The organism is Pseudomonas sp. p1(2021b), from assembly GCF_020151015.1.
Classification (GTDB): Bacteria; Pseudomonadota; Gammaproteobacteria; order Pseudomonadales; family Pseudomonadaceae; genus Aquipseudomonas; species Aquipseudomonas putida_K.
In genome coordinates this window covers 3463626-3482430 of the sequence record NZ_CP083746.1, presented here as the reverse complement: position 1 = coordinate 3482430, position 18805 = coordinate 3463626, and the positions used below count along the sequence as shown (strand labels likewise).

Below are 18805 nucleotides of genomic sequence, written 5' to 3'. Positions count from 1 at the left end.
GTGGCGCACCCTGGCGGTGGCGCCGCCTAATGGAGTGTTTATGGCAGTCAAGGTCCTGGTGGTGGATGATTCCGGTTTCTTCCGCCGCCGCGTCTCGGAAATTCTCTCGGCCGACCCGACGATCCAGGTCGTCGGTACTGCGACCAACGGCAAGGAAGCGATCGACCAGGCGCTGGCGCTGCGACCGGATGTCATCACCATGGACTACGAAATGCCCATGATGGATGGCATCACCGCGGTGCGCCACATCATGCAGCGCTGCCCGACGCCGGTGTTGATGTTCTCCTCGCTGACCCATGAAGGCGCCCGTGTCACCCTCGACGCGCTGGATGCCGGCGCGGTGGACTACCTGCCGAAGAACTTCGAGGACATCTCGCGCAACCCGGACAAGGTCAGGCAGTTGCTGTGCGAGAAAGTCCACACCCTGTCGCGCAGCAACCGTCGCTTCGGCGGCTATGCCACGGCCACCCCGACGCCAACGCCTGCACCCGCCAACCATGCCCCGGCCAGCAGCCTGGGCAGCGCAGCGCCGGCCCGCAGTGCCGCTCCGGCTGCCCCGGTGACGCGCAGCGCAGCGGGCAGCAGCCACGCGCCCGCGCCCAAGCGCAAGCCCTACAAACTGGTGGCCATCGGGACGTCCACCGGCGGCCCGGTGGCGCTGCAACGGGTGCTCACCCAGCTGCCGGCCAGCTTCCCTGCGCCGATCGTACTCATCCAGCACATGCCGGCAGCCTTCACCAAGGCCTTCGCCGAGCGTCTGGACAAACTGTGCAAGATCAGCGTCAAGGAAGCCGAAGACGGCGATGTGTTGCGTCCGGGCCTGGCCTTGCTGGCCCCAGGCGGCAAGCAGATGATGGTCGACGGCCGTGGCACGGTGAAGATCTTGCCGGGCGACGAGCGCCTGAACTACAAGCCGTGCGTGGATATCACCTTCGGTTCTGCGGCCAAGTCCTATGGCGACAAGGTGCTGTCGGTGGTGCTCACCGGCATGGGGGCCGACGGCCGTGAAGGTGCGCGTCTGCTCAAGCAGGGCGGCAGCACCGTATGGGCCCAGGATGAGGCCAGCTGCGTGATCTATGGCATGCCCATGGCCATCGTCAAGGCCAACCTGGCCGATGCGGTGTACAGCCTGGATGAAATCGGCAAGCACCTGGTCGAGGCATGCATCTGATGGACGTGCTGAGCCTGATCGGCCTGATCCTCGCCTTTGTCGCCATCGTCGGTGGCAACTTCCTCGAGGGCGGTCATGTCGGCGCCTTGATCAACGGCCCGGCGGCCCTGATCGTGCTGGGCGGTACCCTGGCGGCGGCACTGCTGCAGTCGCCGTTGCCGGCGTTCAAGCGGGCCTTGCAGATCCTGCGTTGGATTTTCTTCCCGCCCCGGGTGGACCTGCCCGGTGGCATCGATCGGGTCGTCAACTGGAGCCTGACCGCACGCAAGGAAGGCCTGCTGGGCTTGGAAGGGGTGGCCGATGCCGAGCCCGACCCCTATGCGCGCAAGGGCCTGCAACTGCTGGTCGACGGCGCCGAGCCGGAGGCTATCCGCAGCATCCTCGAGGTCGACTTCCTGACCCAGGAAAGCCGTGATATCCAGGCGGCCAAGGTGTTCGAAAGCATGGGCGGCTACGCGCCGACCATCGGCATCATCGGTGCGGTCATGGGCCTGATCCATGTGATGGGCAACCTGGCCGACCCCTCGCAATTGGGCAATGGCATCGCCGTGGCGTTCGTCGCCACCATCTATGGCGTGGCCAGCGCCAACCTGATCCTGCTGCCGGTCGCCAACAAGCTCAAGGCCATCGCCCTGCGCCAGTCGCGCTATCGCGAGATGCTCCTGGAGGGCCTGCTGTCGATCGCCGAAGGGGAGAACCCACGCTCGATCGAGCTGAAGCTGCAAGGCTTCATGGAGTAGACCATGGCCCGTCGTCGCCATACCGAGGAACACGAGAATCACGAGCGCTGGCTGGTGTCGTACGCCGACTTCATCACCTTGCTGTTCGCCTTTTTCGTGGTCATGTACTCGATTTCCTCGATCAACGAGGGCAAGTACAAGGTCATTTCCCAGGCATTGATCGGCGTGTTCAACGACCCCGAGCGGAGCATGAAGCCGATCCCCATCGGCGACGAACGCCCGCTGACCATCAAGCCGACCGAACCCCTGGTCAAGGACAGCGAGCAGACCGATGCGGGCCTGGCACAGAGCAGTGTGGACCCATTGCAGAGCATTGCCGACGATGTGCGTGAGGCGTTCGGCGACCTGATCAAATCCGACCAGATGACGGTGCGTGGCAACGAGCTGTGGGTGGAGATCGAGCTCAACTCGTCGCTGTTGTTCGGCAGTGGCGATGCCATGCCAAGCGACGTGGCCTTCAACCTCATCGAGAAGGTGGCGAACATCCTCAAGCCGTTCGCCAATCCGGTACACGTGGAGGGCTTCACCGACAACCTGCCGATCCGCACGGCCCAGTATCCGACCAACTGGGAACTGTCGTCGGCGCGCGCGGCGAGCATCGTCCGCTTGCTGGCCATGAATGGTGTGGACCCGGCACGCATGGCCTCGGTGGGCTATGGCGAGTACCAGCCGGTGGCGAGCAACGACACCGCCGAAGGGCGGGCCCGCAACCGTCGGGTGGTCCTGGTGATTTCCCGTAACCTCGAGGTGCGTCGCAGCCTGACCGGCTCCGGTAGCGCCAATGCCACGCCAGATGCGGCTTTGCGCCGTGCTGGCACACAAAGTGCACCAGCAACGCCAGCAGCGGTGGCGGGGCCGTAACTCGTCAATTCTCTGGCACCGCATCCCTGTGGGAGTCGACGAAGCCGGCTCCCACAGCGGGCAGCGTCATCAACGAGTCATGAGTCGTCCTATGAGAGTCTGGGCAGTAGCCAATCAAAAAGGTGGCGTCGGCAAGACCACCACTACCATCGCCTTGGCCGGTTTGCTGGCCGAGGCGGGCAAGCGCGTGGTCGTGGTCGACCTCGACCCCCACGGCTCGATGACCAGCTACTTCGGGCACAACCCCGACGCCCTGGAGCACAGCTGCTACGACCTGTTCCTGCACAAGGGCTCGGTACCCGAGGGCCTGCCTGGGCAACTGCTGCTGCCGACCAGCGATGAGCGTATTTCGTTGCTGCCCTCGAGCACCGCGCTGGCAGTGCTCGAACGCCAATCGCCGGGGCAGAGTGGCCTGGGCCTGGTGATCGCCAAGAGTCTGGCGCAGCTGTGGCAGGACTTCGACTTCGCCCTGATCGACAGCCCGCCACTGCTCGGTGTGCTGATGGTCAACGCCTTGGCGGCCAGCCAGCAGCTGGTGATCCCGGTGCAGACCGAGTTTCTCGCCGTCAAGGGGCTCGAGCGCATGGTTGGAACCCTGGCCATGGTCAACCGCTCGCGGCGCCAGGCCTTGCCCTACCAGATCGTGCCGACCCTGTTCGACCGGCGGACCCAGGCCTCGCTGGGCACCCTCAAGGTGCTGCGCGACAACTACGGCGAACAGGTCTGGCCGGGCTACATCCCGGTTGATACACGCCTGCGCGACGCCAGCCGGGCAGGGGTCACGCCTTCGCAGTTCGATGGCAAGAGTCGTGGCCTGATCGCTTACCGGGCGCTGCTCAAGCACCTGCTCACCCAACAATCGGCACTGCAGGTGGCCTGATGAATTCCGCACGGCAAACCACCACCAAGCCGCAACTGGCCCTGCAGTCCTACCTCGATGGTCTGCTCCAGGAAGCCACGCAGGAACTCGACCCGGTTCCGGAGCCGGCCGAGGCGGCGCCCAGCGACGAATTTGCCGAGGCGGTTCGCCAGGAGCAGGCACAGGACGCCCTGCGTGAAGCCCATGCCCCTGTAATGCTGCGGCCATTCGCGGAGCCCGAGGCCAAGGTCTTGCCCTCGGTGCTGGCACCCGTCGCGGTTGAGCCGGTGCCCGCCGAGGTCCTGGGCGAGGCCGAAAAAGCAGCTGAGGTGATCACGCCTGTGGCGCCCCTGGTCGATGTGCACTTGCCATCAGCCGGCGCGGTGCTGCCGCCCAAGACTGTCGATGGGCGCCCGGCCTGGGCGGCCGAGCCGTTCGAATGCCTGTTGTTCGATGTCGCCGGCCTGACCCTGGCCGTGCCGCTGGTCTGCCTGGGTTCGATCTACAGCCTGGCTGGCCAGGAACTGACTCCGTTGTTCGGCCAGCCAGACTGGTTCCTCGGCATCCTGACCTGCCAGGCGGGTAACCTCAAGGTACTGGATACCGCGCGCTGGGTCATGCCCGACCGCTACCGCGAGGACTTCCGCCAGGGCCTGCAGTATGTGATTTCCGTCCAGGGCTATGAATGGGGGCTGGCCGTGCACCAGGTCAGCCGTTCCCTGCGCCTGGACCCGGCCGAGATCAAGTGGCGCAGCCAGCGTGGGCAGCGCCCATGGCTGGCTGGCACGGTGATCGAACACATGTGTGCCTTGCTCGATGTCGCCGAACTGGCTGAGTTGATCGCCAGCGGCGCCGTCAAGCAGATGCACGCCAAACACCAATGACCGAACACACCGCCGAGCGCGGATTTCAAGGGGTAGGGGAATGAAAAAGTCGTCTGCACAAGGTTCCGAAGATCCGATCCTGCAGTGGGTAACCTTCCGTCTGGACAACGAGTCCTACGGCATCAATGTCATGCAGGTGCAGGAAGTCCTGCGCTATACCGAGATCGCACCGGTACCGGGTGCGCCGAGCTATGTGCTGGGCATCATCAACCTGCGCGGCAACGTGGTCACGGTGATCGACACCCGCCAGCGTTTTGGCCTGATGCCCAGCGACGTCACCGACAACACCCGCATCGTCATCATCGAGGCGGACAAGCAGGTGGTCGGTATCCTGGTCGACAGCGTCGCCGAGGTGGTCTACCTGCGCCAATCGGAGATCGAAACCGCGCCGAATGTCGGTAACGAGGAGTCGGCCAAGTTCATCCAGGGCGTTTGCAACAAGAATGGCGAGCTGCTGATCCTGGTCGAGCTGGACAAGATGATGACCGAGGAAGAGTGGTCCGAGCTGGAGAACATCTGAGTTGATCTTCGAGGCTGCTGTCCTTCTCCTGGCGCTGCTATGGGCGCTGAGCCTGTGGTTGTTCCTCAACTACAGCAAGCGCCAGCGCGAGCTGGCCGCCCAGCAGGCCCAGGGCGATGCGCTGCGTGACCAGCGCATCAAGGACCTGGCCAAGCGCCTGGACGACTACCAGAATGGCACCGTGCGCATGGGCGAGGCGATCCACGAATTGCGCGCGGTGGTCGCGCCGTTGCCCGACAAGCTCCAGCAACTGGAGCAGCGCGACCCCAACAGCGTGACCTTCACCCAGGCGGCCAAGCTGGTGGGCATGGGTGCCAGTGTCGAGGAGCTGACCCGCACCTGCGGCCTGACCCAGGCCGAAGCGGAGCTGATGAGCAAGCTGCATCGCAGCGAGTGAAGCGATCCATCGACCTCTACTGTAGGCGCGGCCTTGCGCCGCGATGGGGCGCGAAGCGGCCCTGAGTTCATGTGCACGGTTTGCCCGAGAAACCGGTATGGCCGATATTAGGGCCGCTTTGCGCCCCATCGCGGCTCAAGGCCGCTCAAGTTTCTGTCAGATCAATGAATTTCGCGCTATGAGGGCAGACGCAGCTGCGTGGGCGTGATGTCGCGCTCGGGAGCCAGGTTGTCATCGAAGCCCGCAGGCACCTTGCCACGCAACTGCCAGGCGAAGGCGATGATCTCGGCGATGGTCAGGTACAGCGCCTCGGGGATCTGTTCCCCCAGCTCCAGGCGCGCCAGCAACCGCACCAGCTCGGCATTCTCATAGATCGGCACCTCATGTTCGCGGGCGATGGCAAGAATGGCCTCGGCCAGTTCGTCGTCACCCTTGGCGCTTAAGGTCGGGGCTTGCTGGCCGTCGTAGCTCAGGGCGATGGCCTGGCGCGGTTGCTTGCTGCTCATGCGTTTTCGTCCACCCAACGTTGTTCCAGGCGTGTGCGGGCCCCTTGCGGCGGGGTGCCGGGGTGGCACTCCAGGTCGCCGACCTCCAGGCCGCGGGCCACCAGCCGTTCGCGCAGCTCACCCAACTGACGTTCGATCAGTTGCGCGGTCTGGGGCAACTGCGCCCACAGCTGGCCCGAGAGCCGACCCTGGTTCAACTGTGCCTGGACCTGCAAGGGGCCGAGCGGTGGCAAGTCGAATGCCAGTTCGATACGCCACAACGACGCCAGTGGGTCGCGTTGTTCTCGTTGCGGGTCGGCCTGTTGCTCCGGCGTTTCCTCGCGTTGCAGCTTGACCTGCAAGGGTATGAATTCCTGGCCATGGCGGATCGGTATTTCAGACTGCCAGGTGGTCAGCAGGTTGCCGTTTTCGTTGATGCCGGTTTGCTGCAGGCTGGACAGCTGATGGCTCTGCAGGCGTGCGATGGCGGCGGCGGCCAGGCGCAGCAACTGCTGCAGGTCGCCTTCCTCTTCCAGGCTCTTCAGCAACCGCGAGGGTAGAGGGAATGCGCCGGGTTGAGGCTTGGGCGTATTGCGCTCGAGCATGCCCAAGGCGCCTCGGGCCATGCCGGGAAAGGCCTGCGCCAGCGTATTGGCCAGCGCTGGGTTGAAGGGCGTCCCGGTAGGGAGGGAAGGCATGGCCTGGGCCACCAGGCGGATCAGTTGCGCCTTCAGGTCCGTTGCCACGCCGCTTGCCAGCCCTGCCAGCAGCTTCGCTTCGAGGAAAGCGCCACTGCTGTGCAGCGCCTGGGCCACGGCCTTGGCGTCGCCCAGTTGCCGTGCCTCGGGAAGGCTGGCCAGCAGGCGTTCGGCGCTGGCCCGCAGATCGCCGTTGCCGTTCGGGGCGCGGGCCAGTTGTTGCAAGGCATCGAGCAACCCCGGCAGCGAGGCCTGGCGGCTCTGCTGTGCACCAAGCATTTGGGTAATGGCCAGATGATCCTGGCGACCGCCCAGAGGCACGAAGCGCAGCGACTGGTCCCCCTGTACCAGGGCGCTGAGCAGGCTGCCCACCGCCAACGGCCTCGGGCTGTCGACGGTCAGGGTAGCGCCGGCCTGGGGGCTGTTGAGCAGACTCACCAGCGAACGGAAGCTGGCCGCTTCGCCGGGGTTCGTCGGCAGGGCCTGGCTGGTCAGCACCTTGCCTTGCAACAGGGTGCCTACCGGCACCTGGGCTGTATCGAGGCGGGTGAGGGCCGCACTGTTACCGGCATTGGCCTGCTGCACGAGGATTGCCAGGCGGTTGCCTTCGGTCTGGGTAACGGTCAACTGGCTACCTTGGGGCAGGGGCTGGCTGGCGCTGGCTTGCAGCTGGGTCTGGTTGCCGTTGGCCAGGGTCAGGCGCAGCAACAACTGGAAATCCTGGCCGACTTGGCGCAACGACAATACATCGGCCCGGGCGGTCTCGCCGGGAGCCATCAAGCCCGGCTGGGGCTGCAGCAGACGCAGCAATTCGCCAGTCATCGCGGCCTTGCCGGCCTGCAGGCCCAGCACGGTTTGTGCACCGAGACTATTGATTTCAGTCATGATTGTATACAACCTGTCGGACCAGCCCTCTTGGCAGCGGGACGTTGCATGTAATAATGCCCGCCCGTCCGCCATTGCCACTATAACGGCAGTGGCTGGGGCGACTTGAGACACAGGGTCGAGGTTCGCTGCCGCCTTCAAGCAGCGAGCCTGGGCCCAACCTGTATAAGGCGAAACCGTGACCCTTCACCTACAAGCCACAGGCCTGGCCTGCGAGCGCGACTGGCGATTGCTCTTCGAGCACCTGGAATTCCAGTTGCGGCCCGGTGACATGCTACAGATCAGCGGCCCCAACGGCAGCGGCAAGACCAGCCTGCTGCGCCTGTTGGCCGGGCTGATGCAGCCGACGGCCGGGCAGATCCTGCTGGGTGGCCAGCCATTGGCCGAGCAGCGCCATGCCCTGGCCAGTATCCTGCTGTGGATCGGCCACGCCGCCGGCATCAAGGACCTGCTCACCGCCGAGGAAAACCTCGCCTGGCTGTGTGCCCTGCACCAGCCGGCCAGCACCGAGGCGATCTGGCAGGCCTTGGCTGCGGTAGGCCTGCGGGGTTTCGAGGATGTGCCGTGCCATACCTTGTCGGCCGGCCAGCAGCGCCGCGTGGCCCTGGCCCGGTTGTACCTGGACAGCCCACCGTTGTGGATCCTGGACGAACCCTTCACGGCCCTGGACAAGCAGGGCGTGGCCCAGCTCGAGTCACACCTGGCGGCCCATTGCGAGCAGGGGGGGACGGTAGTACTGACCACTCACCACAACCTCGAGCGCAAGCCCTCCGGCTACCGCGAACTGAACCTGGGGCAATGGGCGGCATGAGCGTATTCATCCTGTTGCTGCGCCGCGAGGCGCGCCTGTTATGTCGTCGTCCGGCGGAGCTGGCCAACCCGCTGGTGTTCTTCGCGATCGTCGTCGCCTTGTTCCCACTGGCGGTCGGGCCTGAGACACAATTGTTGCAAACCTTGTCGCCAGGCCTGGTCTGGGTGGCCGCGTTGCTGGCCGTGCTGCTGTCGCTGGACGGCCTGTTTCGCAGCGACTTCGAGGACGGCTCGCTGGAACAGTGGGTGCTGTCGCCGCACCCCTTGGCAATGCTGGTGCTGGCCAAGGTGTTGGCGCACTGGATCTTTTCCGGGCTGGCGCTGGTATTGTTGGCACCGCTGCTGGCGCTGATGCTGGGTCTGCCCGCCAATTGCCTGCCGGTACTGCTGGGCTCGCTGCTGCTGGGTACCCCGGTGCTGAGCCTGCTGGGTGCGGTGGGCGCGGCGCTGACTGTCGGCCTCAAGCGCGGCGGCCTGTTGCTGGCGTTGCTGATCCTGCCGCTGTATATCCCGGTATTGATCCTGGGCAGTGGCGCCTTGCAAGCGGCATTGCAGAATATGCCCGCCACCGGCCATCTGCTCTGGTTGGCCAGCCTGACGGCCCTGGCGGTGACACTGGCACCTTTTGCGATCGCGGCCGGCCTGAAGATCAGCGTCGGCGAATAACGAGTCTCGGGCTTCCAAGCCCGGCAAATACCCTGGATGTACCTTGATGAAGATTAGCTGGACGTGGTTCCACAAGCTGGGCTCCCCAAAATGGTTCTATGCCATCAGCGGCCGCATGCTGCCCTGGCTGACCGTTTCCGCCATCCTCCTGCTGTTGGTGGGCATCACCTGGGGGCTGGCCTTCGCGCCCCAGGACTACCAGCAGGGCAACAGCTTCCGGATCATCTACATCCATGTGCCGGCCGCCATGCTGGCGCAGTCGTGCTATGTGCTGCTGGCGGTGGCTGGAGTGGTGGGGCTGGTATGGAAGATGAAACTGGCCGATGTCGCCCTGCAATGCGCCGCCCCCATCGGTGCCTGGATGACCGCGGTGGCGCTGGTGACCGGGGCGATCTGGGGCAAGCCGACCTGGGGTAGCTGGTGGGTCTGGGATGCACGCCTTACCTCCATGCTCATCCTCTTGTTCCTGTACTTCGGCATCATCGCCCTGGGTCAGGCGATCAGCAACCGAGACAGCGCGGCCAAGGCCTGCGCGGTGCTGGCCATCGTCGGCGTGGTGAACATCCCGATCATCAAGTATTCGGTGGAATGGTGGAATACCCTGCACCAGGGCGCCACCTTCACCCTGACCGAAAAGCCGGCCATGCCGGCCGAAATGTGGCTGCCGTTGCTGCTGACCGCGCTCGGTTTCTACTGCTTCTTCGGCGCGGTGCTTTTGGTGCGCATGCGCCTCGAGGTGCTCAAGCGTGAAGCCCGTGCCAGCTGGGTGCGGGAGGAAGTACTGAACAGCCTGGGTCGGAGGGCCGCCTGATGAGTTTCGCATCCTTCGGTGATTTCCTTGCCATGGGGCATCATGGCCTGTACGTCTGGTCGGCCTATGGCATCTGCCTGGCGGTGCTGGCGCTCAATGTCGCAGCGCCCCTGCTGGCCCGCCGCCGCTACCTGCAAGAAGAGGCGCGCCGTCTGCGCCGGGAGAACAACCAGTGAATCCGCAGCGCAAGAAACGCCTGTTCCTCATCCTCGGCCTGCTGGTCGGCGTGGCCATCGCCGTCGGCTTCGCCCTGAGCGCCCTGCAGCAGAACATCAACCTGTTCTACACCCCGACTCAGATCGCCAATGGCGAGGCGCCCCTCGATACCCGCATCCGCGCCGGCGGCATGGTCGAGAAAGGCTCGGTGCAGCGTTCGTCCGACTCGCTGGACGTGCGCTTCGTGGTCACCGACTTCAACAAGTCGGTACCGATCACCTACCGTGGCATCCTCCCTGACCTGTTCCGCGAAGGGCAGGGCATCGTGGCCTTGGGCAAGCTCAACGCCGAAGGCGTGGTGGTGGCCGACGAGGTACTGGCCAAGCACGACGAGAAATACATGCCGCCCGAGGTCACCAAGGCCCTCAAGGAGAGCGGCCAGGCGGCCACCGGCGCGGAGCCCAAGCCATGAATGCGGCCCTGGTGATCCCCGAACTCGGGCAGTTGTCGATGATCCTGGCGATCTGCTTTGCCGTGGTGCAGGCCAGTGTGCCGTTGCTCGGCGCCTGGCGCGGCGACAGCCTGTGGATGAGCCTGGCACGACCGGCGGCATGGGGGCAGTTCGCCTTCCTGGCGTTCGCCTTCGCCTGCCTCACCCATGCCTTCATGACCGACAACTTCTCGGTAGCCTATGTGGCCAGCAACTCCAACAGCGCCTTGCCCTGGTACTACAAGTTCAGCGCCGTATGGGGCGCGCATGAAGGCTCGCTGCTGCTCTGGGCGCTGATCCTGGGGGGCTGGACCTTCGCCGTGTCGGTGTTCTCGCGCCAGTTGCCGCAGGTGATGCTGGCCCGGGTACTGGCGGTGATGGGCATGATCAGCGTGGGCTTCCTGTCGTTCCTGATCATCACCTCCAACCCGTTCGAACGCCTGTTGCCCCAGGTGCCGACCGACGGGCGCGACCTCAACCCGCTGCTGCAGGACTTCGGCCTGATCGTCCATCCGCCGATGCTGTACATGGGCTACGTCGGCTTCTCGGTGGCCTTCGCCTTCGCTATCGCCGCCCTGCTGGGCGGGCGCCTGGATGCCGCCTGGGCGCGCTGGTCGAGGCCCTGGACCATCGTTGCCTGGGCCTTCCTCGGCGTCGGCATCACCCTGGGCTCCTGGTGGGCCTACTACGAGCTGGGCTGGGGCGGCTGGTGGTTCTGGGACCCGGTGGAAAACGCTTCCTTCATGCCATGGCTGGTGGGTACGGCGTTGATCCACTCGCTGGCGGTCACCGAGAAGCGTGGGGTATTCAAGAGCTGGACCGTGCTGCTGGCGATCGCTGCTTTCTCCCTGAGCCTGCTGGGGACCTTCCTGGTCCGTTCCGGCGTGCTGACCTCGGTGCATGCCTTCGCATCCGACCCATCCCGTGGCGTGTTCATCCTGGTCTTCCTGCTGTTCGTGGTCGGCGGCTCGCTGACCTTGTTCGCCTTGCGCGCCCCCGTGGTCAAGAGCCAGGTGGGCTTTGCCCTGTGGTCGCGCGAGACCTTGCTGCTGGCCAACAACCTGGTGCTGGTGGTGGCGGCCTCCATGATCCTGCTCGGTACCCTCTACCCGCTGGTGCTCGATGCCCTGACCGGGGCGAAGCTTTCGGTCGGCCCGCCTTACTTCGATGCATTGTTCCTGCCGTTGATGGCATTGCTGATGGTGGTATTGGGGATCGGCGTGCTGGTGCGTTGGAAGGACACCCCGGGCAAATGGCTGGTGGGCATGTTGACCCCGGTGCTGCTGGGCAGCGCGGTGCTGGCGCCGGTCGCCGGCCTGCTGGTCGACGACTTCGACTGGCCGGCCCTGAGCGCGTTCGCCCTGGCCGCCTGGGTGGTGCTGGCGGGCGTGCGCGACATCCTCGACAAGACCCGCCACAAGGGCCTGGCCAAGGGCTTGCGCGGCTTGTCGCGCAGCTACTGGGGCATGCACCTGGCGCACCTGGGCCTGGCGGTGTGTGCCCTGGGCGTGGTGCTGTCGAGCAACAACAGTGCCGAGCGCGACCTGCGCATGGCGCCGGGCGAGACCGTGGAGCTGGGGGGGTATCACTTCCTGTTCGAGGGCGCCCGGCACTTCGAGGGGCCGAACTTCATCTCCGACAAGGGCACCGTGCGCATCAGCCGCGACGGCCGCGAGGTGACCGTGCTGCACCCTGAGAAGCGCCTGTACACCGTGCAACAGTCGATGATGACCGAGGCCGGTATCGACGCCGGCTTCACCCGCGACCTGTACGTCGCCCTCGGCGAGCCCCTGGACAACGGTGCCTGGGCGGTACGGGTGCATATCAAGCCCTATGTCCGTTGGATCTGGCTGGGCGGTCTGCTGACCGCGCTGGGTGGGTTCCTGGCGGCGTTCGACCGACGTTACCGCGTCAAGGTCAAGGCCCGGGTGCGTGATGTCCTGGGCATGTCTGGAGCAACTGCATGAAGCGTTGGATCATGGTGTTGCCGTTGGCGGTGTTCCTGCTGATGGCGGTCTTCCTCTACAAGGGCCTGTTCCTCAAGCCCGACGAACTGCCCTCGGCGATGATCGGCAAGCCGTTCCCGGTCTTCTCCCTGGCCTCGGTCCAGGGTGATCGCACGCTCACCCCGGCCGACCTGCAGGGCCGCCCAGCACTGGTCAATGTCTGGGCCACCTGGTGCCCGTCGTGCAAGGTCGAACACCCTTACCTGAACCAGCTCGCCGAGCAGGGCGTGGTCATCCACGGGGTCAACTACAAGGACGACAACGCCGCGGCACTGAAATGGCTGGCCGACTTCCACAACCCCTACCAGCTGAACATCCGTGACGAGCAGGGCAGCCTGGGGCTGGACCTGGGCGTGTACGGGGCACCGGAAACCTTCCTGATCGATGCCAAGGGCATCATCCGCTACAAGCATGTGGGGGTGGTCGATGCCACGGTCTGGCGTGAGCAACTGGCGCCGCTGTACCAGGGCCTGATCGACGAGGCCAAGCCATGAGGCGCTGGTTGGCGGTGGCGGTGTTGGTCCTGGGTGTGGCCGGTATGGCCCGGGCCGCCATCGATACCTACCAGTTCCGCGATGACGCCGAGCGCGAGCGCTACCAGCAACTGACCAAGGAGCTGCGTTGCCCCAAGTGCCAGAACCAGGACATCGCCGATTCCAATGCGCCGATTGCAGCCGACTTGCGTCGGGAGATCTTCCGCATGCTCGGCGAAGGCAAGAGCAACCAACAGATCGTCGATTTCATGGTCGATCGCTATGGCGACTTCGTGCGCTACAAGCCGGCGCTCACCGGCCGCACCTGGCTGCTCTGGTTCGGCCCGGGCATCCTGCTGGCCTCGGGCTTCGTGGTGCTGGCGCTGATCGTGCGCCGTCGTCGCGGGCCGGTAGCGGCCTCGACCGAGCAATTGTCGCCTGAAGAACGCGAGCGCCTCGCCAAACTGCTGGATAAAGAACAAACCCATGACTGAATTCTGGCTTAGCGCGGGCCTGCTGTTGCTCGCCGCCCTGGCTTTCCTGCTGATCCCGACCCTGCGCGGCCGCCGCCAGCAGCAGGAAGAAGACCGTACTGCCCTCAATGTCGCCCTGTACCAGGAGCGGGTCGCCGAGCTGGCGGCCCAGCAGGAAGCCGGCGTGCTCGATGCCGACCAGCTGGCCAAGGGGCGTGACGAGGCAGCCCGTGAACTGTTGGCCGATACCGAGGGCGCCGAGGCGTCACGCCAGGGTCATCTGGGCAAGGCGCTGCCGCTGCTGGCGGCGGTCCTGGTGCCGGCGATGGGCCTTGGGCTGTACTTGCATTTCGGCGCTGCCGACAAGGTCGAGCTGACCCGCGAGTTCGCCCAGGCGCCGCAATCGATGGAAGAAATGACCACGCGCCTGGAGCGTGCCGTGCAGGCCCAGCCGGACTCGGCAGAGGGCCTGTACTTCCTTGGCCGCGCCTACATGGCCGAGCAACGCCCGGCCGACGCCGCACGTATCTTCGAGCGCGCCGTCGCCTTGGCCGGTCGCCAGCCCGAGTTGCTTGGCCAATGGGCGCAGGCCTTGTATTTCGCCGCGAACAAGCAGTTCAGCGAGCAGGTGCAGGCCTTGACCGACGAAGCGCTCAAGGCCGACCCCAAAGAGGTGACCAGTCTTGGCCTGCGCGGGATCGCCGCGTTCGAGGGCGAGCGCTACCAGGAGGCAATCGACTATTGGCAGCGCCTGCTGGCGCAATTGCCCGAGGGCGACGCTTCACGCGCCGCCCTTCAGGGCGGCATCGACCGTGCCGCCGAAAGGCTGCAGGCGGCGGGCGGTAAACCCGCGGCCGCGCCCGAGGCTGCTCGCCTGAAGGTGCGGGTGACACTGGCCGACAAGCTCAAGGACAAGGTCAAGCCCGGCGACACGGTGTTTATCTTCGCCCGTGCCAGCAATGGCCCGCCCATGCCCGTTGCGGCCAAGCGCGTGACGGTGGCCCAGTTGCCGCTGGAGGTGGAGCTGTCCGACGCCGATGCGATGATGCCGCAGATGAAACTGTCGGACTTCAGCGAGGTCCAACTGGTTGCCCGTGTGTCCCGTGCCGGCCAGCCGACCCGGGGCGAGTGGATCGGCCAGAGCGCGCCGCTGTCCACCCATACCGAGGCAGCCCAGCACCTGACTATCGACAGCCCAGATCAATAAGAGAGCATTTGCATGAACAGCGCCGTCCGTCTGACCCTGATCACCCTGGCACTGGGTCTTTCCGCCTGTACGGTGCAGCAACCAAGCGACGAGCCGTGGCCGCCGGTCGAAACCGCGCCGCCGCGCCAGGGGCCGGTGATCAAGCCGGCGCCGAGCGGGCAGCCGAGTACCCGGCCGAGTAAACCGGCCAGCGCGCCCAAGGCCATGCCGCGCACCTCCGCCAGCTTTGCACCGCCGCCGGGCGGCGCCAGCCACTGGGACCCGCGCATGGGCGTCTATGTGCTGGAGAACAAGCCCAACACCTTCTATCGCCAGCGCACCTACTACCGCTGGAACAATGGCTGGAGCTGGTCGCTGAGCCCTGAGGGCCCTTGGCAGGAAACCGACAGCAGTGGCGTTCCGGGCGGCCTGGGTCGGGCGTTCGCTCAGTAAACGTCGGCCACCGATACAGTACAGTTATGGCCTGATATTTCCATTGACTGTACTGGCCGGTCCCCACGCATAATCCCTTCTCGCACACGAGCCGGAGGGCGCATGAGCAAGACCGTTCTGGTGCTGGTGGAAACCGTCGATGACTACTTGCCGCTACTCGAGCAGGCCGGTTTTCGGCTGATCCGCGCGCCGTCGCCGCAATTGCGCGCCGAGGCCATCGTGCGCTTCGGTGCCCAGGTCGATGCGGTACTGACCCGCGGCCCGCTGGGCCTGACGGCCAACGAGATCGAAGCCTTGCCGGCGCTTAGGATCATCTGCGTGATCGGTGCCGGCTACGAACAGGTCGACCTGGCTGCCGCCTCGGCTCGCGGCATTACCGTGACCAATGGTGCCGGCGCCAATGCCGCGGCGGTCGCCGACCATGCCCTGGCGCTTCTGCTGGCCTTGCTGCGCGATGTGCCACGGGCCGATGCCAGCACGCGCCGGGGGGAGTGGAATCGGGTCATCAGCCCTTCGGTGAGCGGCAAGCGCCTGGGGATCCTTGGCCTGGGCGCGGTCGGTCGCGCGATCGCCAAGCGGGCGAACCTGGGCTTCGACATGAGTATCAGCTATCACAGCCGCACACCGCGTCGCGACGTGCCCTACACCTGGCACGACAGCGTGTCGAGCCTGGCCGAGGCCGTGGACATCCTGGTGGTAGCGACGCCCGGCGGGCACGCCACCCGTCACCTGGTCGATGCCCAGGTGCTGCAAGCGTTGGGGCCGGACGGCTACCTGGTCAACATCGCCCGGGCCAGCGTGGTCGATACCCACGCCCTGGTCGACGCCCTGAGCCGAGGCGCGATCGCAGGCGCCGCGCTGGATGTCTTCGATGACGAGCCTGCCGTGCCCGATGCACTCAAGGTGCTCGGCAATACCGTGCTCACACCTCATGTGGCCGGCCAATCACCGGATGCCGCACGGGATACGGTGAACCTGGTGCTGCTTAACCTGCAGGCGTTCTTTGCCGGTGAGCCGGTGCTGACCCCTGTCCGTTCCTGACTCTTTCCCCTGAACTTGTCTGGCATGACGCCGGACATAGGAGCCTTTGCATGCAACTCGAGATCTTCCAGGTCGATGCGTTTTCCGCCACGCCGTTCGGCGGTAACCCGGCGGCAGTGGTGCCGTTGGAGCAATGGTTGCCGGATGAGACGCTGCAGCGTGTGGCGGAGGAGAACAACCTTTCCGAGACGGCGTATTTCGTACGCAACGGCGAGGCGTTCGACTTGCGCTGGTTCACGCCCGGCGTGGAGGTGGATTTGTGTGGGCACGCGACGTTGGCGACGGCCTGGGTGCTGTTCGAGCAGTTGGGTGAGCAGGACGCGGTGCTGCGGTTCAATACGCGCAGCGGGGAATTGCGGGTCAGCCGTGGCAGCGATGGGTTGCTGGCGATGGATTTTCCGGCCAAGCAACCAGTAGCGGTCGACGTGCCCGAAGGGTTGCTCGAGGCGCTGGGGCTGAACAGTGTCCGGGCGGTTTATCGGACCGATGATTATGTGGTGGTGATCGACGATGCGGCGTTGCTGGAGCCGTTGGCACCGGACTTCGTGGCATTGGGCGCGTTCGATGTGCGTGGTATCGCGGTGACCGCGCCGGGGCGGGGGTTCGATTTCGTGACGCGGTGGTTCGGGCCGCGGGTAGGGGTCAACGAAGACCCGGTGACAGGGTCGGCGCACACCTCGCTGGCGCCCTATTGGGCTGAGCGGCTGGGCAAGCGCAGCCTGGTATGCGAGCAGGGCGGCCGGCGCAAGGGACAGTTGTGGTGCGAGGTGCCGGGGAATGGGCGGGTGATCATCAGCGGGCGGGGGGCGTTGTACCTGCGTGGGGTGATCTCTATCTGATGGGCTGCCTTCGGCCTCCTGCCTGGGTCAAGTTATGGGGGGCCTGGGCTGGCGTTGTTTGTTCAGTGGAATGGGTGGCGAGCTCTCGGCCCAATCGCGGGACAAGCCCGCTCCCACAGGGACCGCACAACCACCAAAAACGAATACCCACACGACCTAAATGCCCAAGCCCAACAGGAGATCCCCAACCTATACTTCCAAACCCAATCCCCAAGGAGCTCCACCCATGCCCCTGGAAAAACAAGGCACCTGCCTCTGCGGCCAAACCCACCTGAAGGTCACCGTCGACAACACCCATATCAGCGCCTGCCACTGCAGCATGTGCCGCAAATGGACCGGCGGCCCCCTCCTGGTCGTCCACTGCAGCCAGCCCCCTCAGATCGAAGGCACGCCCCCCACCGTCTATGACTCCTCCGACTGGGCCCAACGCGGCTTCTGCGGCCGGTGTGGCACGCACCTGTACTACCGCCTGAAGGCCAACGACTTCTACGCCATCCCGGTTGGCCTGCTGGACGGCGACGAAACCTGGGATTTCGACCTGCAGATCTTCGTCGAACAGAAACCCGCCTGGTACTGCTTCGCCAACCAGACCAAGGAACTGACCGGCCAGGAAGCCTTCGAACAGCTCGGCTAGGCGACCCTAGGCGCCTCGCGGCCTTGCCAAAGCAGTTCATTCCTGAGAAAACGGCGGCCACGAAAATCCGCTTCAGGAACAACAGCCATGAGCAGCGAACTGCAAATCATCGATCTCGAGGAAGGCCAGGGCAAGGCCGTGGTCAAAGGCGCCCTGATCACCACCCAGTACACCGGCTGGCTGGCCGACGGCAGCGAGTTTGACTCGTCCTGGTCGCGGGGCAAGCCGTTCCAGTGCGTGATCGGCACCGGTCGCGTGATCAAAGGGTGGGACCAGGGCCTCATGGGAATGCGCGTCGGCGGTAAGCGCAAGCTGCTGGTGCCGGCACACCTGGGCTATGGCGAGCGCAGCGTGGGTTCGATCCCGCCCCATTCGGACCTGACATTCGAGATCGAGTTGCTGGAAGTGCTAACCCGGGATGATTGAGTCGTTCATAGGCTCAGCCGCCACGTGCGGCAGTGGCTCGACCATGGGGCGCATAGCTGCCCGACCTGAACCAGTGGGCCGGGCAGCGCGCAACTGCGAACCTAGCGGCCGAACATCATCGGCCAGCCCACCACTTTCTTCGCCCGAGGCGTGGCGTAGGTCCGCACCTTGGACGTGCTCAGGCCCATGCGCACCAGCGACTCGGCGATGGTCACCGCCGCACTGACCCCATCGACCACTGGCACGCCGGTGCGCTGACGAATCTGCTCGTCCAGCCCAGCCATGCCGCCACACCCGAGGCAGATCACCTCGGCCTTGTCGTCGCGCACGGCCCGTTCAGCCTGCTCGACGATCGCCTCCACCGCGCGTCGTGGGTCGGCTTCGAGGTCGAGCACGGCCAGGCCGCTGGCGCGCACCGAGGCGCAGCGATCGAACAGGCCCGAGAGCTTGAGGCGGTCCTCGATCAGCGGCACGGTGCGGTCCAGGGTGGTGACCACCGAGTAGGCGTGCCCCAGGTACATGGCGGTGCTGGCGGCGGCATCGGTGATGTCCACGACCGGCACATCCAGCAACTCCTGCAAGCCCTCGCGGCCATGCTCGCCGTAGCCTGCCTGGATCACTGCATCGAAGGGTTCTTCGTAGGCCAGCACGCGGTCCATGACAGCGATGGCGGCCAGGTAGCTCTCGAAATTGCCTTCCACCGACTCGGCACCGAACCAGGGGGTCAGGCCGATGATTTCGGTACCCGGCGAGGCCACGCTGCGGGCCTGTTCGGCGATGGCGTCGGTGATGGCGCAGGTGGTGTTCACGTTGGCGATCAAGATGCGCATGAAGGATCTCC

Annotated in this window: 24 protein-coding genes; 21 read left to right on the top strand and 3 right to left on the bottom strand. The window is 65.4% G+C overall.

The annotated features are described in order from the left end of the window. The first annotated feature begins 40 nt into the window (after positions 1-40). The 7 genes from K8374_RS16140 (at position 41) to K8374_RS16110 (ending at position 5432) form a co-directional block, all read left to right on the top strand. On the top strand, positions 41-1171 hold the full coding sequence (locus K8374_RS16140; protein WP_224456381.1) for a chemotaxis response regulator protein-glutamate methylesterase: 1131 nt from the start codon (positions 41-43) through the stop codon (positions 1169-1171). Next, entirely contained in the window at positions 1171-1911 is a 741-nt protein-coding gene (locus K8374_RS16135; protein ID WP_084858213.1) for a flagellar motor protein, read from the top strand. Before K8374_RS16140 ends, K8374_RS16135 begins: the two co-directional genes overlap by 1 nt. A gap of 3 nt (positions 1912-1914) precedes the next feature. Beyond that, positions 1915-2772, top strand: a complete 858-nt coding sequence (gene motD, locus K8374_RS16130; protein WP_224456380.1) for a flagellar motor protein MotD — start codon at positions 1915-1917, stop codon at positions 2770-2772. 91 nt (positions 2773-2863) lie between these two features. After that, entirely contained in the window at positions 2864-3652 is a 789-nt protein-coding gene (locus K8374_RS16125; protein ID WP_084858211.1) for a ParA family protein, read from the top strand. Beyond that, a complete protein-coding gene (locus K8374_RS16120) occupies positions 3652-4515 on the top strand; it encodes a CheW domain-containing protein (RefSeq protein ID WP_224456379.1) in 864 nt (287 codons plus the stop codon). The genes K8374_RS16125 and K8374_RS16120 overlap by 1 nt, the downstream gene beginning before the upstream one ends. Positions 4516-4555: 40 nt before the next feature. Continuing rightward, a complete protein-coding gene (locus tag K8374_RS16115; RefSeq protein ID WP_016393802.1) occupies positions 4556-5035 on the top strand; it encodes a chemotaxis protein CheW in 480 nt (159 codons plus the stop codon). A 1-nt stretch (position 5036) separates the two neighbouring features. Next, complete coding sequence (locus K8374_RS16110) at positions 5037-5432, top strand: DUF2802 domain-containing protein (RefSeq protein WP_084858209.1); 396 nt, start codon at positions 5037-5039, stop codon at positions 5430-5432. 176 nt (positions 5433-5608) lie between these two features. Here the strand turns inward: K8374_RS16110 and K8374_RS16105 are convergent, their stop codons facing one another. Beyond that, positions 5609-5938: an EscU/YscU/HrcU family type III secretion system export apparatus switch protein gene (locus K8374_RS16105; protein ID WP_224456378.1), complete on the bottom strand. Its 330-nt coding sequence runs from the start codon at positions 5936-5938 to the stop codon at positions 5609-5611. Next, entirely contained in the window at positions 5935-7500 is a 1566-nt protein-coding gene (locus tag K8374_RS16100; protein WP_224456377.1) for a flagellar hook-length control protein FliK, read from the bottom strand. The genes K8374_RS16105 and K8374_RS16100 overlap by 4 nt, the downstream gene beginning before the upstream one ends. 178 nt (positions 7501-7678) lie before the next feature. Here K8374_RS16100 and ccmA point away from each other — a divergent pair, with 178 nt between their 5' ends. The 14 genes from ccmA (at position 7679) to K8374_RS16030 (ending at position 17964) form a co-directional block, all read left to right on the top strand. Next, positions 7679-8311 carry a cytochrome c biogenesis heme-transporting ATPase CcmA gene (gene ccmA / locus K8374_RS16095; protein ID WP_224456376.1) on the top strand — a complete coding sequence of 211 codons (633 nt, stop codon included), beginning with the start codon at positions 7679-7681 and terminating at the stop codon, positions 8309-8311. Next, a complete protein-coding gene (ccmB, locus tag K8374_RS16090) occupies positions 8299-8976 on the top strand; it encodes a heme exporter protein CcmB (RefSeq protein WP_411969532.1) in 678 nt (225 codons plus the stop codon). The genes ccmA and ccmB overlap by 13 nt, the downstream gene beginning before the upstream one ends. Before the next feature lie 46 nt (positions 8977-9022). Then, positions 9023-9787, top strand: a complete 765-nt coding sequence (locus K8374_RS16085; protein ID WP_224456375.1) for a heme ABC transporter permease — start codon at positions 9023-9025, stop codon at positions 9785-9787. Then, complete coding sequence (gene ccmD / locus K8374_RS16080; protein WP_084858204.1) at positions 9787-9963, top strand: heme exporter protein CcmD; 177 nt, start codon at positions 9787-9789, stop codon at positions 9961-9963. Before K8374_RS16085 ends, ccmD begins: the two co-directional genes overlap by 1 nt. Next, entirely contained in the window at positions 9960-10415 is a 456-nt protein-coding gene (gene ccmE / locus K8374_RS16075) for a cytochrome c maturation protein CcmE (RefSeq protein WP_084858203.1), read from the top strand. The genes ccmD and ccmE overlap by 4 nt, the downstream gene beginning before the upstream one ends. 11 nt (positions 10416-10426) lie before the next feature. Then, positions 10427-12400: a heme lyase CcmF/NrfE family subunit gene (locus K8374_RS16070; protein ID WP_224459336.1), complete on the top strand. Its 1974-nt coding sequence runs from the start codon at positions 10427-10429 to the stop codon at positions 12398-12400. Further along, a complete protein-coding gene (locus K8374_RS16065; RefSeq protein WP_224456374.1) occupies positions 12397-12933 on the top strand; it encodes a DsbE family thiol:disulfide interchange protein in 537 nt (178 codons plus the stop codon). Before K8374_RS16070 ends, K8374_RS16065 begins: the two co-directional genes overlap by 4 nt. Beyond that, positions 12930-13406 carry a cytochrome c-type biogenesis protein CcmH gene (locus K8374_RS16060; protein ID WP_224456373.1) on the top strand — a complete coding sequence of 159 codons (477 nt, stop codon included), beginning with the start codon at positions 12930-12932 and terminating at the stop codon, positions 13404-13406. The genes K8374_RS16065 and K8374_RS16060 overlap by 4 nt, the downstream gene beginning before the upstream one ends. Beyond that, on the top strand, positions 13399-14592 hold the full coding sequence (ccmI, locus tag K8374_RS16055; RefSeq protein WP_224456372.1) for a c-type cytochrome biogenesis protein CcmI: 1194 nt from the start codon (positions 13399-13401) through the stop codon (positions 14590-14592). Before K8374_RS16060 ends, ccmI begins: the two co-directional genes overlap by 8 nt. Positions 14593-14604: 12 nt before the next feature. Then, positions 14605-15024 (top strand): hypothetical protein, encoded by a 420-nt coding sequence (locus K8374_RS16050; RefSeq protein WP_084858198.1) that lies wholly within the window; start codon positions 14605-14607, stop codon positions 15022-15024. A gap of 102 nt (positions 15025-15126) precedes the next feature. Beyond that, positions 15127-16065 carry an NAD(P)-dependent oxidoreductase gene (locus K8374_RS16045; protein WP_224456371.1) on the top strand — a complete coding sequence of 313 codons (939 nt, stop codon included), beginning with the start codon at positions 15127-15129 and terminating at the stop codon, positions 16063-16065. A gap of 50 nt (positions 16066-16115) precedes the next feature. Beyond that, positions 16116-16904: a PhzF family phenazine biosynthesis protein gene (locus K8374_RS16040; RefSeq protein WP_224456370.1), complete on the top strand. Its 789-nt coding sequence runs from the start codon at positions 16116-16118 to the stop codon at positions 16902-16904. 226 nt (positions 16905-17130) lie between these two features. Next, on the top strand, positions 17131-17538 hold the full coding sequence (locus K8374_RS16035; RefSeq protein WP_224456369.1) for a GFA family protein: 408 nt from the start codon (positions 17131-17133) through the stop codon (positions 17536-17538). Positions 17539-17625: 87 nt separating this feature from the next. Beyond that, on the top strand, positions 17626-17964 hold the full coding sequence (locus K8374_RS16030; RefSeq protein WP_224456368.1) for an FKBP-type peptidyl-prolyl cis-trans isomerase: 339 nt from the start codon (positions 17626-17628) through the stop codon (positions 17962-17964). A gap of 101 nt (positions 17965-18065) precedes the next feature. Here K8374_RS16030 and K8374_RS16025 read toward each other — a convergent pair whose 3' ends face one another. Continuing rightward, positions 18066-18794 (bottom strand): aspartate/glutamate racemase family protein, encoded by a 729-nt coding sequence (locus K8374_RS16025; RefSeq protein ID WP_224456367.1) that lies wholly within the window; start codon positions 18792-18794, stop codon positions 18066-18068. Between the last annotated feature and the right edge of the window lie 11 nt (positions 18795-18805).

Excerpts from the sequence above, each read along its gene's own strand:
- K8374_RS16125 (WP_084858211.1), top strand. The coding sequence starts at position 2,864 with ATGAGAGTCTGGGCAGTAGCCAATCAAAAAGGTGGCGTCGGCAAGACC.
- K8374_RS16115 (WP_016393802.1), top strand. The coding sequence starts at position 4,556 with ATGAAAAAGTCGTCTGCACAAGGTTCCGAAGATCCGATCCTGCAGTGG.
- K8374_RS16025 (WP_224456367.1), bottom strand. The coding sequence starts at position 18,794 with ATGCGCATCTTGATCGCCAACGTGAACACCACCTGCGCCATCACCGAC.
- ccmD (WP_084858204.1), top strand. The coding sequence starts at position 9,787 with ATGAGTTTCGCATCCTTCGGTGATTTCCTTGCCATGGGGCATCATGGC.
- ccmI (WP_224456372.1), top strand. The coding sequence starts at position 13,399 with ATGACTGAATTCTGGCTTAGCGCGGGCCTGCTGTTGCTCGCCGCCCTG.
- K8374_RS16030 (WP_224456368.1), top strand. The coding sequence starts at position 17,626 with ATGAGCAGCGAACTGCAAATCATCGATCTCGAGGAAGGCCAGGGCAAG.
- K8374_RS16050 (WP_084858198.1), top strand. The coding sequence starts at position 14,605 with ATGAACAGCGCCGTCCGTCTGACCCTGATCACCCTGGCACTGGGTCTT.
- K8374_RS16140 (WP_224456381.1), top strand. The coding sequence starts at position 41 with ATGGCAGTCAAGGTCCTGGTGGTGGATGATTCCGGTTTCTTCCGCCGC.
- K8374_RS16105 (WP_224456378.1), bottom strand. The coding sequence starts at position 5,938 with ATGAGCAGCAAGCAACCGCGCCAGGCCATCGCCCTGAGCTACGACGGC.
- K8374_RS16065 (WP_224456374.1), top strand. The coding sequence starts at position 12,397 with ATGAAGCGTTGGATCATGGTGTTGCCGTTGGCGGTGTTCCTGCTGATG.
- K8374_RS16040 (WP_224456370.1), top strand. The coding sequence starts at position 16,116 with ATGCAACTCGAGATCTTCCAGGTCGATGCGTTTTCCGCCACGCCGTTC.
- K8374_RS16060 (WP_224456373.1), top strand. The coding sequence starts at position 12,930 with ATGAGGCGCTGGTTGGCGGTGGCGGTGTTGGTCCTGGGTGTGGCCGGT.
- K8374_RS16045 (WP_224456371.1), top strand. The coding sequence starts at position 15,127 with ATGAGCAAGACCGTTCTGGTGCTGGTGGAAACCGTCGATGACTACTTG.
- ccmB (WP_411969532.1), top strand. The coding sequence starts at position 8,299 with ATGGGCGGCATGAGCGTATTCATCCTGTTGCTGCGCCGCGAGGCGCGC.
- motD (WP_224456380.1), top strand. The coding sequence starts at position 1,915 with ATGGCCCGTCGTCGCCATACCGAGGAACACGAGAATCACGAGCGCTGG.
- K8374_RS16035 (WP_224456369.1), top strand. The coding sequence starts at position 17,131 with ATGCCCCTGGAAAAACAAGGCACCTGCCTCTGCGGCCAAACCCACCTG.
- K8374_RS16120 (WP_224456379.1), top strand. The coding sequence starts at position 3,652 with ATGAATTCCGCACGGCAAACCACCACCAAGCCGCAACTGGCCCTGCAG.
- K8374_RS16085 (WP_224456375.1), top strand. The coding sequence starts at position 9,023 with ATGAAGATTAGCTGGACGTGGTTCCACAAGCTGGGCTCCCCAAAATGG.
- K8374_RS16135 (WP_084858213.1), top strand. The coding sequence starts at position 1,171 with ATGGACGTGCTGAGCCTGATCGGCCTGATCCTCGCCTTTGTCGCCATC.
- K8374_RS16100 (WP_224456377.1), bottom strand. The coding sequence starts at position 7,500 with ATGACTGAAATCAATAGTCTCGGTGCACAAACCGTGCTGGGCCTGCAG.